General features: G+C 59.0%; 11 protein-coding genes. 6 read left to right on the forward strand and 5 right to left on the reverse strand.

The window, feature by feature from the left end:
- Nucleotides 1-193 precede the first annotated feature (193 nt).
- Entirely contained in the window at nt 194-1,489 is a 1,296-nt protein-coding gene (locus HMPREF2857_RS03705; RefSeq protein ID WP_016423307.1) for a citrate synthase, read from the reverse strand.
- Between the two features lie 725 nt (nt 1,490-2,214).
- Between HMPREF2857_RS03705 and serC the strand changes: the two genes are divergently transcribed.
- From serC to HMPREF2857_RS03720, 3 genes are all read left to right on the forward strand, one after another.
- Nucleotides 2,215-3,351 carry a phosphoserine transaminase gene (gene serC, locus HMPREF2857_RS03710; protein ID WP_049171366.1) on the forward strand — a complete coding sequence of 379 codons (1,137 nt, stop codon included), beginning with the start codon at nt 2,215-2,217 and terminating at the stop codon, nt 3,349-3,351.
- A 141-nt stretch (nt 3,352-3,492) separates the two neighbouring features.
- Entirely contained in the window at nt 3,493-4,620 is a 1,128-nt protein-coding gene (gene sepH / locus HMPREF2857_RS03715) for a septation protein SepH (protein ID WP_016423309.1), read from the forward strand.
- 24 nt (nt 4,621-4,644) lie between these two features.
- Complete coding sequence (locus HMPREF2857_RS03720) at nt 4,645-5,541, forward strand: DUF6928 family protein (RefSeq protein WP_231367208.1); 897 nt, start codon at nt 4,645-4,647, stop codon at nt 5,539-5,541.
- Nucleotides 5,542-5,544: 3 nt separating this feature from the next.
- Here the strand turns inward: HMPREF2857_RS03720 and HMPREF2857_RS03725 are convergent, their stop codons facing one another.
- The 3 genes from HMPREF2857_RS03725 to HMPREF2857_RS03735 form a co-directional block, all read right to left on the reverse strand.
- The gene (locus HMPREF2857_RS03725) at nt 5,545-6,417 is read right to left on the reverse strand and encodes a TrmH family RNA methyltransferase (RefSeq protein ID WP_016423311.1); all 873 of its coding nucleotides are present in this window, start codon (nt 6,415-6,417) and stop codon (nt 5,545-5,547) included.
- 9 nt (nt 6,418-6,426) lie between these two features.
- Nucleotides 6,427-7,941: an NCS2 family permease gene (locus tag HMPREF2857_RS03730; RefSeq protein ID WP_016423312.1), complete on the reverse strand. Its 1,515-nt coding sequence runs from the start codon at nt 7,939-7,941 to the stop codon at nt 6,427-6,429.
- Between the two features lie 158 nt (nt 7,942-8,099).
- Nucleotides 8,100-8,792, reverse strand: coding sequence for a DUF3027 domain-containing protein (locus tag HMPREF2857_RS03735; protein WP_224433761.1), 693 nt, complete (start codon nt 8,790-8,792; stop codon nt 8,100-8,102).
- A 23-nt stretch (nt 8,793-8,815) separates the two neighbouring features.
- Between HMPREF2857_RS03735 and HMPREF2857_RS03740 the strand changes: the two genes are divergently transcribed.
- Entirely contained in the window at nt 8,816-9,976 is a 1,161-nt protein-coding gene (locus tag HMPREF2857_RS03740) for a glutaminyl-peptide cyclotransferase (RefSeq protein WP_049171372.1), read from the forward strand.
- A 122-nt stretch (nt 9,977-10,098) separates the two neighbouring features.
- The gene (locus tag HMPREF2857_RS03745; RefSeq protein ID WP_070642801.1) at nt 10,099-10,593 is read left to right on the forward strand and encodes a DUF2771 family protein; all 495 of its coding nucleotides are present in this window, start codon (nt 10,099-10,101) and stop codon (nt 10,591-10,593) included.
- Between the two features lie 72 nt (nt 10,594-10,665).
- Here HMPREF2857_RS03745 and HMPREF2857_RS03750 read toward each other — a convergent pair whose 3' ends face one another.
- Nucleotides 10,666-11,097, reverse strand: a complete 432-nt coding sequence (locus HMPREF2857_RS03750; protein ID WP_005511873.1) for a cold-shock protein — start codon at nt 11,095-11,097, stop codon at nt 10,666-10,668.
- A gap of 871 nt (nt 11,098-11,968) precedes the next feature.
- Between HMPREF2857_RS03750 and HMPREF2857_RS03755 the strand changes: the two genes are divergently transcribed.
- Nucleotides 11,969-12,589, forward strand: coding sequence for a transglycosylase family protein (locus tag HMPREF2857_RS03755; RefSeq protein WP_016423316.1), 621 nt, complete (start codon nt 11,969-11,971; stop codon nt 12,587-12,589).
- Nucleotides 12,590-12,789 lie beyond the last annotated feature (200 nt).

The raw sequence follows: 12,789 nt of genomic DNA on the forward strand, positions 1-12,789 counted from the left end.
CATTTATCAAAGCTGGCAATTATTCCAACTTAAATGGACCCAACTCAAATGGGGCTTCTTAAAATTCTAGGAAAAATAAAAGGCGCGTACCAACCTTTCGAAGGCTAGTACGCGCCTTTTCGCGTTTTCAACGCTGGACTTTTCTATGCTGAGTTACCTGCGAGGAACCCCTACGCGGTAATCGCTAAAAACCTTAACGCTGGTCGCGCGGAACGAAGTCACGCTCGGTCTCGCCGGTGTAAATCTGGCGAGGGCGGTTGATCTTCGATGCCGGGTCAGTGACCTGCTCGTTGAACTGAGCGATCCAGCCCGGGAGGCGGCCGATGGCGAACAGGACGGTGAAGAAGTCCGTCGGGAAGCCCATGGCGCGGTAAATCAGACCGGTGTAGAAGTCAACGTTCGGGTAGAGCTTGCGGGAGACGAAGTAGTCATCAGCCAGTGCAATCTCTTCCAGCTTCATAGCCAGATCCAGCAGCTCGTCGCCGCCGAGGTGCTGGAGCACCTCGTGAGCGGTCTTCTTAGCGATAGCTGCACGCGGGTCGTAGGACTTGTAGACGCGGTGACCGAAGCCCATCAGGCGGACGCCCGGCTCCTTGTTCTTCACGCGGTTCATGAACTCGGTTGCGTCGCCACCGTGGTTCTGCTGGATGTCCTCGAGCATCTCCAGAACAGCCTGGTTAGCGCCACCGTGCAGCGGGCCAGACAGAGCGTTGATACCAGCAGCGATGGAGACGAACATGGAAGCGCCGGAGGAAGCGACCATGCGGACGGTGGAGGTGGAGCAGTTCTGCTCGTGGTCAGCGTGCAGGATGAGCAGCTTGTCCAGAGCATCAACCACTACCGGATCAACCTCGTAGTCAGCGGTCGGGTAACCGAACATCATGCGCAGGAAGTTCTCGCGAGCGTTCAGGTTGTTGTCCGGGTACATGTACGGCTCACCCTTGGATGCGCGGTAAGCGTATGCAGCCAGCATCGGGACCTTAGCCATCAGGCGAACCGCAGCCAGGTTGCGCTGCTCTTCGTTCAGCGGATCCAGCTCGTCCTGGTAGTAGGAAGCCAGGATGTTGACCGAGGAAGCCAGGGTCTGCATCGGGTGTGCGCCACGCGGGAAGATGCTGAATGCGCGACGGAAGTCCTCGTCCAGCAGGGTGTGGTGACGAATGTCGTGGTTGAACTGCGCAAGCTCTTCCTCAGACGGAAGGTGGCCGTGAATCAGTAGGTAGGAAACCTCGTTGAAGGTAGCCTTCTCAGCCAGCTGCTCAATCGGGTAACCGCGGTAGCGCAGGATGCCGTTACCGCCGTCGATGTAAGTGATCTTGGACTCGGTAGAACCGGTGGCGGTGTAGCCCGGGTCAAAGGTGGTCAGTCCAGTTTCCTGGAGCATCTTGCCCAGTGCGATACCGTCGTTACCCTCGGTTGCCTTGACGATGTCCATCTCGAACTCGCCGCCCGGGTAGTGGAGTACAGCCTTGCCGTCTTTAGTAGCCACAACTTCCCTTTCACAGAAAAATTCTTCTTAACGACTCCAGAGTGCGGGGGAAGCAGGCACAGCGGAAAACAGCATGCTGCCTCCCAACTCCACGCCACCCCTTCGGGGTCGCATTGTTTTCAATGATTCAATTATGCGCGACATTTGCGTTCCATTGCATCTTGCCCAGTGAAAAAAGTTTGCTTAGTTCACATCGACCGTGTCGTAACCATAAAGAACCGACACCTGCAGTGGATTAGAACACACAATATCAAAGAGTGTGAGCAGTGCAACACCCTCTACCCCATTCGGGCAGCCTGGGCTTACCCAATCTTGACCCCTCTTCACCCCGAAATGCAAATGGAAAAAACGGGTTTATTACGTTGTCACTGCCCATTTACTAATCAGGAGGTCAGGAGCCCATTCAGCGGCCAATGTCTTTAAAAGTTCAAAAGTCATTGAGCCGACGCCCGAAAACACATCGACTAAATCCACAATAATTCACCCCTCGCCGCCCGCCCGAGGCCCCACACCGCCAAGTTTTCAGCACCAACAAAACTGGAAAAAATTCTTCGCAAACTTTGCAAATACGTCAATCCACCCTGTTTTGTTATGCAAAGTACGGAAGCGGGGGCAATTGAACCCCACCCTTTTGCTATAAGTACCCCCGATTACCGCTAGAGTTTGAAGACAACGGCTGTATATCAAGCTTCACTTTGAATGCACTTTGAAAGGTTGCGCCTCATATGAGCGATCAATTCCCAGTCCTCCCTGAAGAGTTCCAGCCCGGCGACGGCCGCTTTGGTTGCGGTCCGTCGAAGGTTCGCCCGGCACAGATTCAGGCAATCGTTGACGGCGGTACCTCTATCATGGGTACCTCCCACCGTCAGCCGGCAGTGAAGAACGTTGTTGGTGAGGTTCGCGAGGGTCTGGCTGAGCTCTTCCAGCTTCCGGAAGGCTACGAGATTGTCCTGTCCCTCGGCGGCGCAACCGCTTTCTGGGATGCTGCCACCTTTGGGCTCATCGAGAAGAAGTCCGCTCACCTGACTTACGGTGAGTTCTCCTCCAAGTTTGCCAAGGCCTCCAAGATGGCTCCGTGGCTCGACGCTCCGCAGATCATCGAAGCAGAGCCGGGTTCCGCACCTGAGGTTGTCGCTGGCGAAGAGGGCGTTGACCTTATTGGTTGGGCTCACAACGAGACCTCCACCGGCACCATGGTTCCGGTCACCCGCCCGGCAGGCTCCGAGGGCCAGCTCGTGGCTATCGATGCCACCTCCGGTGCCGGCGGCCTCCCGGTCGACATGTCCCAGGCTGACGTCTACTACTTCTCCCCGCAGAAGTGCTTCGCTTCTGACGGCGGCATCTGGTTGGCTGCAATGTCCCCGGCTGCCATCGAGCGTATTGAGAAGATCAATTCTTCCGACCGCTTCATCCCGGCTTTCCTGAACCTGCAGACTGCCGTTGATAACTCCCGCAAGAACCAGACCTACAACACCCCGGCCGTCGGTACTTTGCTGATGCTGGCTGATCAGGTCAAGTGGATGAACGCCAACGGTGGCCTCGATGGCATGGTTGCCCGCACCACCGAGTCCTCCTCCCACCTCTACAACTGGGCTGAGAACCGCGCGGAGGCAACTCCGTTCGTCACCGATGCTGCAAAGCGCTCGCTGGTCGTCGGCACCATCGACTTCGAGGACAACATCGACGCCGCACAGATCGCCAAGGTTCTGCGCGCCAACGGCATCCTCGACATCGAGCCTTACCGCAAGCTGGGCCGCAACCAGCTGCGCATCGGTATGTTCCCGGCCATCGACCCGGAGGACATCCGTCGTCTGACTGGCGCTATCGACTGGGTTCTGGACAACGGCTACGCTGCAAAGTAACAGCCAAATACCGGCCTCAGCCGCATAACTCCCGCGCCACGCGCAAGGGCATTGCCCCATTTGTCCGTGACGCGGGAGTTTTGTCGTTTACCATGATTAGTGAGCATTACTTATAACGTCGACCAACAAGGAGGTTCTCGCATGAGGGAGCTGAAGCCCGTTCTGGACGGCGATGTGACCGATTCACTGATTCTCGTTCCCGCCGATATCACCGAGCAGGAACGGCAGGAGGGACTTCGCTTCACGCTGCCTCTCGACGAGAACCTGCGCACTTTCCTGGTCGAGCACTTCGAGCTCGCCGATGCCACTGGTTCCCCTGCTGTAGCTGATTCCGCATCGCTTGCCGACGGATCCAGCGCCGCCACCGCCACTGCCAGCGGTAGCTCTGGGGAGAGTGCTACCGCAGAGAGGGGCTCCACCGACGGAAGTTCCACTAGTGACAGCACAGCGGAAGCCACCACCGCAAGCGGCGACGCGGCGGAAGGCAGCGAGACGACCGGCAACTCCGCTACGGCAGGCGGGGCACCGAAGAAGACTCCAACGGCACCGAAGCCAGTTCTGGAAGAGCCCCGCGTAGTTTTGTCGCCGCGCGAAATCCAGGATCGCATTCGCAGCGGCCAAACGGTGGAGGAGCTCATTGAGTACAGCGGCATGCAGCCGCGCAAGATTGAGTCCTTCGCCTACCCGGTGCTTGCAGAGCGCGCACGTATTGCGGAGCTCGGCAAGCAGTCGAAGCCACGTCGCATTGATGGCCCGGCCAAGTTGTCCCTGTGGGAGATTCTCGCCACCGCTTTTGCCGCCCGTGGCCAGGAACTCGCCGATGCCTCGTGGGACGCCTACCGCGACCCGAGTGGACAGTGGATTGTGACGGTTACTTGGAATGTCGGCCATACCACCAACGTGGCCGAGTGGAGTTACCAGGCGGAGGGACTTTCCGCGCTCACCATTGCTCGCAATGAGCTGGCAGCAGAGCTGATTGACCCCGACTTTGCCCGCCGCAACCGAGACTTGGCTCCGCAGGCCAATCGAGCTGCCGATACCGCTGACACCTCTGAGATGCCAGCCGCATGGCAGTCTTCGGCGGAGCCGCAGCGAGGCCACGGGGAGCAGGATGTTCCGTCGCAAAGCGATGCCGCCGACGACGATATTGACGAGGCGGAGTTCTTGCAGCACCCGGACGTGGAGCAGCCGAAGCGCAAGAAGAAGACTGTCATGCCGTCTTGGGAGGATGTGCTTCTCGGCGTACGTCCGAACGGCCCGAAGAAGTAGGAGTTTCCCTCGACAATGAGCTCCATGACCAGTGGCAACGCTTCTGATTTCGAATTCTCCGCGATTCGCCGCGGTGTAGTCACGATTTGGTTTATCAGCACCAATGACCCTGCTGCGACCCTGGAGACAGGTGTTCAGCACGACCGCGGTTTCGGGCGTCGTTTCCTAGCTCTCTATGACTCAACGCTGCCGGTAACACCGATTGGTGATTTCCCGCTCAACCGCTCGGCGGAAACCGGTGACGGTGAATACTACATCGGTGGCTTTGAGGGCGTTGCCGTACTGCAGACGGTTCTCGATGATGTCTCGCAGCTGTCCAAGCTGTCGCCTCGTCTACGGCAGGAGATTGCCGCCACGGACGTCTACGCGAGTGTGTCGAATAAATCCACGGGCTTCGGTGCCTTTGCGCATTGGCACGATGGTGAGCTCAAGCGCGCTTTCTCCGCTACTCGCTACCGCACACTGGAAGACATCGGTCTTCCCTGCCCCGCAGAGGGCAGTTTCTGGGCGGGCAAGCACCGCCCGCTGCCCGACGCTTTCGAAGATACGGGTTCACGTCCACGCGAGGGGGTCGGTTTGCCGTTCGTTCCGGCAGAGCTTGCCGACGCCGTCATCACCGACTGGCTCGGATTCGACCCGCATTCGCCCGCTACCGATATCCCTGTTAGTGGTTTTGCGGTGGATGGCCGTCGTGCGGCTCCCGGAGCTTCGTATTCGACGTCTCGTAGTCCACGCGGGCTAATGGGTGAGCCGGGTTCGTCCGAGTCTGGCGCAGAGTTTGACCGCGCCTACGACGACTACGAAGTTCACAACGCAGAGCCGAACCGAGACTTTCTGGAGGAGCTCAGTCGCTTTGGGGCTAAGGCCAAGAACTTCGCTGGCCGCACCTGGCAGCGGGCGCGAGGCAAGTTCGGGAAATAGTTTCTACCGCCCTGCGCGCTGCGACTGAACGCGCAGTCGCTCGTAGAACGCGATCGCCGCGGAGGTAGCCACATTCAGGCTGTCAGTTCCCGGTGACATGGGAATGCGAGCACGCACATCGGTGGCTGCCATCGCGTGCTCGGTAAGCCCCTGTCCCTCAGCGCCAACGAGAATCGCGACCTTGTCCGTGTCCATGGCATCCCACAGGTCCACCGTGCCCGCAGGGGTCATGGACACCACGCGGAAGCCCTGCTCTTTGAGCTGGTCCAGGCTTCGCTGCCAGGTGGTCGTAGTACCGGGCAGAGTCGCAAATGGGACTGTCAGCACATGCCCCATGGAAACGCGCACACTGCGGCGATACAGCGGATCGGCGCAGGCCGCGCCGAAGACGACCCCATCCACGCCCATGCCCGCCGCGTTACGGAACAGGGCTCCGATGTTCTCGTGGTCACCGACTCCCTCCATCACGGCCAAGGTGGTGGCTCCGCTCAGAACTTGGTCCACCGATAGCTCCGGCGCGCGGTCAGCGGTGGCCAGCAGGCCGCGGTGAAGATCAAATCCGGCCGCTGCGGCCAGAACCTCGCGGTCGAGTTCAAACCAGGGCACCGTTTCCGCAATAGCGGCCTCGCTCGCGGTCAGTCCGTCGGCAAGCGATGCGAGCTTCTGGCGAGTACCAAAGACTGCGCGGAGCGGAAAGCGTGAGCGCACTAACCGCGGCACAATGAGCGTGCCTTCGGCGATGACCAGCCCCTTCCCACCGGGCAAATCGGGGCGGGAATCGGACTTGTTGAGGTTGCGGATGTCATCGAGACGGCTGTCGGCGGGATCGTCGACGACGATGGGCGCAAAGCGTTCGAGGAATGTGGTGGTACTCATGGAAACTCTTTAGCCGCCCAGCAGAGCGGTGAACGGATCGGCGGCGAAGTAGATGATGAACAGGCCGGAGACAATCCACATCAGCGGATGTACGGACTTGGCACGACCCGAGAAGATAGCCATCGCAGCAAAGGTGATGAAACCGATGCCGATACCATTTGCAATCGAGTAGGTAAACGGCATGGTGACAATAGTCAAAAATGCCGGCAGTGCGATGTCGAAACGGGTGAAATCAATCTCGGTGATCTGCCCGATCATCATGGCACCGACGATGACCAGCACTGGCGCGGCAGCCTCGATGGGCACGATTTCATAGAGCGGGGTGAAAAACATCGCTGCCAGAAAGAGGATGCCGGTGACAATGTTGGCAAGGCCAGTGCGTGCACCATCGGCGATGCCCGCTGCGGAATCCACAAAGACGGTGTTCGACGAGGAGCTGACTGCACCACCGACAATGGCACCGGTGCCTTCGACAACCAGTGCGCGCTTCATGTCCGGCAGCACACCGTCTTCATCGACAAGTGCGGCCTGCTTGCCCAGACCAGTCATCGTGCCCATGGCATCGAAGAAGTTCGCCAGGACCAAGGTAAACAGCAGCATGGTGGCGCTGAGGGCACCGACGCGGGCAAAGGATCCGAAAAGATCCACAGCTCCAACGAGGGACAAGTCCGGCATGCCGCCTACGCGGTCCGGCAGAGTCGGTACCGCGAGATTCCAACCGGTCGGCACTGGCTTGCCATCAGCGAAGGAGGGGCCCGCATCCGTCAAGGCCTCGACTGCGAGCGCAATGATGGTATTCAGCACGATGCCGATGAACAGGCCACCTGGAATATTGCGGACAACCATGATGCCGCAGATAATCAGCCCGAGGACGAACACGGCGGTCGGCCACGAGGCAATCTGACCATTGATGCCGAGCTGCACCGGGACAGTCGTGTCAGCGGCATCGGGAATACGGCGAACCAGGCCACCGTCGACCAGACCAATCATGGCAATGAATAGGCCGATACCCACACTCATCGCGGCCTTCATATCGGACGGAATCGCGTGGAAGACAGCTGTGCGGAATCCGGTCAGCGCCAGCAGCACGATAATCACGCCGTCCAGCACGACCAGGCCCATCGCTTCTTCCCAGGCCAGCCCCTCGTTAGCAACGAATGTCACGGCAACCAGGGTGTTGATGCCCAGGCCCGTCGCAATGCCGAAGGGGTACTTGGCAAAGAGACCAAAAGTAATGGTCATGACACCCGCGGCGAGCGCGGTGACAGCGGCGACCTGCGGTATCCCCAAGCTATTGCCGTTGACATCCTCGATATTGCCAAGGATCAGCGGGTTGAGCAGAATGATGTAGGCCATCGCGAAGAAGGTCACTACGCCACCGCGAATCTCGGTCACGGTCGTCGAACCGCGCTCCGTGATGTGAAAATAGCGGTCCACTGCCGAAAGATGGCTCCCCTTCCGTGCAGGCTTGGAGTCCTTCGCCTCATCTGAGGATGTTGCAGAGGTGGACGTACCTTTGTCCATTTTTTATGCCTCTCTAGAGTCTCTTTATTATCCGTGTCACGTGTTTATCCGTGTCAGAGCGGAATTTTTGTGCCGAAATCCGTAACGGTGCAGTCTCTGGGGCCACAGTGGCGTCGAAACTGCACCTTCTTCGTCATCGCGTTTGCCTAGGTGGAAAGCTACAGGTGGGAATCCTGGTAGGGTTCCGCCACCGGTGCACCCTGCCCCGTTACTTCCGGGATAGCTGAGTGAGCACCGCAGCCGTGGTCAAAGCTTACGGCCGTGGCATCGAATGTCCATTCGTTAACGCACACGCCCCAGTTCTTACCGAGCGGACCGGTCAGCGGGACCATAAAGGCGCAGGTTCGGCAGCGGTGCAATGCTTCCCGAGCAAAGTCACTCTCGGGGCCGGTATCGCCCTCTTCCCAACGCTGCTCGGTGTCTTCCACACCACGCGCCGACAAGGTGCGGGTCTGCAAGTCATCGCCGTCGAGTCGCTCATCTCCCACTGCAGCCGGCAACAAATCGCGCGGACCGAGGTCACCGGGGCGCAGCCGCTCCTCGTAGGGCACCCATTCAGGCGCCTGCAGCGCGGTTTCGCCAGGGACAAGAGCCACTTCACTGACCGTCGCCTGTTGAGTGCCCGGCGCGCACGCGACCACCACATGCCACTCCCAGCCCCTGTATCCGGGCAGGTCAGCCGCAAAACGATGCACCGCAACGCCCTCGCCTACGACACTTACACCGGTGTGCGCGCCGGCAGGCCCCTCCCCGAGCTCTTCAATCGCGGTACGGGCAGTGTCGACCGCCTGGTGATTCATCACCTTCCCCCGTCGGCGGCTGTTTCGGGAACGTCGTCGATTTTCAGTCACGTTTCCTATCCTAGAGTGAAGCTATGGACAGATTCCCGTCGGGCGATGCAAAACTCGCCCGCCCTTTCCACTCATCACGCTTTACGACGGTCCGAGCTGCCATCCTCTCCGTGGCAACTGCCGCCCTATTGGCCGGCTGTGCGGCTGAAACTGGTTCAGGTGGCGATCCCTCAGGCGAGGCCCCTTCTAGTGGCGCTAGTGCGGACTCGAACTCCGGCACCGCCCCAAGGTCGACTTCGGCATCGGTTAATCCCTCCGAGCTGGTCGGTGCCGATAAGGTGCCGGGGCTCGGTGACGTTCCGACACTGAAACTGGCCATCGAGCAGTCCTATCCTGTCTTGGCTCCACCACTTCCCACGGAGAAGAATGTCGCTGCGCCTTTTGTCCAGGGCCTTGAGTTCGAACCCGATGGCTCTTTGTTGATGGGTACTGGCCTCTACGGCGAGTCCCAGATTTACCGATTACCGCAGTGGCTCGACAACTCTGCAGCCGAGCCGACCAACGTGGAAGATTTACAGCCTGAACTCTTCGGCGAGGGGATTACCCGTCATGGAGATACCGTGTGGCAGCTGACGTGGAAGGAAGGACGCGCCATTGAACGCGACGCGGCTACTCTCAAGCAGCGTCGCGAGGTTCCCTTCGACACCGAGGGCTGGGGCGCGTGCTCCTTCGAGGACACCATCGTGACCTCCGACGGCAGTGGCACCCTCACTTTCCGCGCCCCCGATGACCTCTCTTCCCAGCGTCAACTGCCCGTCACTGCAGCAGGTACAGAGACAACGTGGCTCAACGAACTCGAGTGCGTCACTGTCGACGGCGACGCAGCTCCGGACGAAGTGCCGGACGAAGCACCAGCGGACACGAGCGATTCAAACAACCAGAGCAACGCGGACGGACCAAACTCCCCGCAATCGCACCGCGAGATTTGGGCCAACGTCTGGCAGAGTCCATTCATCTACCGCATCAACCCGGAAGACGGAAAGGTCACAGGCATCGTCGATGCCACCGAACTCTTCCGCGACCTGTACACGCAGCTCTCCCCGGCAGAGCAAAACAGTATTGATGTGCTCAACGGCATTGCTCTAATGCCGGATTCTTCCTCTACCTCCCCCAATGGCCCCCGCCAGTTCCTGCTCACAGGGAAGAAATGGCCCACGGCCTACCGTGTTACCGTGAGTGAATAGCAGTATCTGGCCCGAAAACGGCTAGTGTGACTGAACGTAGCTTCAATTCCGTTACGAATGTCGGGAAGTGAGAGTTGATGGGATCGAGTAGGCGCCGCTGGCAACAGAATAGTAAGGCGTTCATGGTTGTCGGCGCTATTGTCGTGGTGGGTCTTGTCGTCACCGGCATTGTCCTTGCTGTCAATAAGTGGACCAACCAGGCAATCGACGACCCGCACGCGCTGTCCATCGAGGTCATTCAGGACGGCGAAACCACAGACGTTCTTCCCTACCGCGTCTGCGACCTCTTTGAGAAGAATGCCTGCACCACGACTGAGGCCAACGCCGCCAAGATTTCTCTGGGCGAGCAGGAGACAGCTGAGGTTAACGTCGGCTCCACTGTTGGCTCTAACTCTTGGACTCTGCAGCGTTTCTTCTCCGACGATGCGGTCAACTCCACCTCTCGCAAGGATCCGGGCGAAGCCACGACCGAGACCATCGCCGGCTCCGCAGCTGTTGCCGGAAAACGCACCCCACTCGGGGTCGTGGAGGTTTCCACCGCGCTCATCGGAAAGAACTCCGAGGGCGAAGAGACCACCTACGGAATTACTTGGTCGATCGTCAACGAACCGTCGTAAAGCACAGCAAAACGCCCGCTCACTGAGGTTATCCACCTTCGTGAGCGGGCGTTTTTCACATCTTCTACCGACTTACGAGTCCAGCTCGCGCGCGACCGCACGCAGGACTTCAGCCATCTGGTGGCCGTCCTTACGCTCCGGGTAACGCCCGGCGCGCAGGTCACGCTGCACCGTCGACTCCAGCATGGAAATCATGTCCGAAATCATGCCGTTGAGATCGCTGGGGCTGTGCTTCTTTGCTTGACGACGGGCTCCTGCGCCCCCACCTGCCCCGCCACGGCGGTGACGGGCACCGCGCGGTCCCTCGTCGAGCACCTTGATCCGGAGAGCCTGCGGGCCTGGGCGGCCGTCAGCGTAGTCGTACTCCAGGCGCTGACCAGTTACGAGTTCTTCCACACCTTTCGGCAGCACGTTCTTGCCGATGTAGACATCTTCACCGTCCGGATTCGAAACGAAGCCAAAACCGCGATCCTTGTCGTACCACCTGACCTTACCGATGGGCACTTTCCACCTAACCTTCCCGTGCCCTGTGACTGGGGGCACTCAACCTCGTTCCCCCTTGTGCAGCGGTGACTGCCCTTCGGGGTCTTCGGATCGGAGATGCAATTCTTCCGCATTTGCCACCGTCCTCGCACGCACAAACGGCCAGAGTTAGAGGCTCGCTCGCGGCGAGCCTGGCCAGACAGGATCGCGAGGATATGCCGGGCCGGGCGCTGTCTTAATGGTGTTCCTTTAATTAAGGTGCGACCAAAACAGGACGCACTCCAACGGGGAACACATTATTTATTACTGCTTACTAGTGCGAAGTGGCGGCAGCGGTAGCGGCGTGCATGTGCACGTCACCTCCGATTACCTAAAGAACTCAATTATACCCATAGATGGAGACATAAAGGGAAGACGGATTTGAGTGAAGCGAGCACGCTCGCGGATTGACACACCGAGACGGCAACTAACTGCCAGCGTTGGTTCTTTATGGCTATCTCTTATGGCCATCCTTCTCAGTGCATGCGGCGCGCCAAAACCGGAAAAATAACAAGACGATAACGTGAGCTTTATCACATTTTGAAGTTTTAACTTACACAACACCAATAACAGTCACGTCTCTTACCTGCAGTTTCACCTACTTTTATGCATATTTCCCACCTGCGCTCAAAATTAAGAATCCGGCGATTCGCGTGACTATTTCGTTATCAACCGCTACGGTGTGCAATCGACGCGTTTAACGGACGAAGTCGCATAGATCGCCTTCATCTCACTCCAGTGCGATGACATCGGCCCGTTATCAATAACGTGAAGAACTTTCCATAAGAGTGAGATGGGGTTGCATTAGCCCCACTGGCGCCACAAAGAAAATCGACGAAAAGGAAATTTTCATATGGCTCGCCACGCAGCTAAGACCAACACCTTCGCTTCCACTTCGGCAAAGGTTGCACTGACCGGCGCAATCCTCGGTGCCGGTGCCGCTATCTTCGCACCGACCGCTTCTGCAGCTCCGGACTCCGACTGGGACCGCCTGGCACAGTGTGAGTCCGGTGGCAACTGGCACATCAACACCGGAAACGGCTACTACGGCGGTCTGCAGTTCTCCGCAAGCACCTGGAACGCTTTCGGTGGTAACGAGTTCGCTTCGACCGCTGATCAGGCTTCCCGCGAGCAGCAGATCTACGTTGCTGAGAAGGTTCTGGCTCAGCAGGGTTGGGGCGCATGGCCGGCTTGCTCCGCAAGCCTGGGTCTCTCCTCCGGCCCGACCGATCGTCCGCACCCGAGCCAGGGCTCCGCTCCTGTTCGCGCACAGGCCGCTCCGGCAGCTGCTGCTTCCGACTCCAAGACTGACCTGGTTCAGCAGTTCGCTGACCGCCTGTCCAACGTCGACAGCCTGTCCGACGCTCAGGCACTCATCGCTGAGTTCCGTGCACTGACCGGTGAGGTTGAGCTCCCGCAGGAACTGGTCGCAGCCATTCCGTTCGACCTGTCGAAGCTGCAGGGCCTGATCTAAGACTTTCGAGCTAGCCAGCTCATCACAGTAGCCCCGAGGGTAATCAATCCCCCTCGGGGCTACTTTTTGTCTTCAGCAGGTTGGCGTGCCGACCCAATGTGAATTAGTGCCTGCGTGAGTTACTGCTTGCGTTTATGGCTGGCGACCGCCTGCCAACGCGAGTTAGTGACTGCGTTTATGACAAAAATGGCCCGGTAGGG

This window comes from Corynebacterium sp. HMSC076C10 (assembly GCF_001812455.1).
Classification (GTDB): Bacteria; Actinomycetota; Actinomycetes; order Mycobacteriales; family Mycobacteriaceae; genus Corynebacterium; species Corynebacterium jeikeium_D.

Excerpts from the sequence above, each read along its gene's own strand:
- serC (WP_049171366.1), top strand. The coding sequence starts at position 2,215 with ATGAGCGATCAATTCCCAGTCCTCCCTGAAGAGTTCCAGCCCGGCGAC.
- sepH (WP_016423309.1), top strand. The coding sequence starts at position 3,493 with ATGAGGGAGCTGAAGCCCGTTCTGGACGGCGATGTGACCGATTCACTG.
- HMPREF2857_RS03720 (WP_231367208.1), top strand. The coding sequence starts at position 4,645 with ATGACCAGTGGCAACGCTTCTGATTTCGAATTCTCCGCGATTCGCCGC.
- HMPREF2857_RS03725 (WP_016423311.1), bottom strand. The coding sequence starts at position 6,417 with ATGAGTACCACCACATTCCTCGAACGCTTTGCGCCCATCGTCGTCGAC.
- HMPREF2857_RS03730 (WP_016423312.1), bottom strand. The coding sequence starts at position 7,941 with ATGGACAAAGGTACGTCCACCTCTGCAACATCCTCAGATGAGGCGAAG.
- HMPREF2857_RS03740 (WP_049171372.1), top strand. The coding sequence starts at position 8,816 with ATGGACAGATTCCCGTCGGGCGATGCAAAACTCGCCCGCCCTTTCCAC.
- HMPREF2857_RS03745 (WP_070642801.1), top strand. The coding sequence starts at position 10,099 with ATGGTTGTCGGCGCTATTGTCGTGGTGGGTCTTGTCGTCACCGGCATT.
- HMPREF2857_RS03755 (WP_016423316.1), top strand. The coding sequence starts at position 11,969 with ATGGCTCGCCACGCAGCTAAGACCAACACCTTCGCTTCCACTTCGGCA.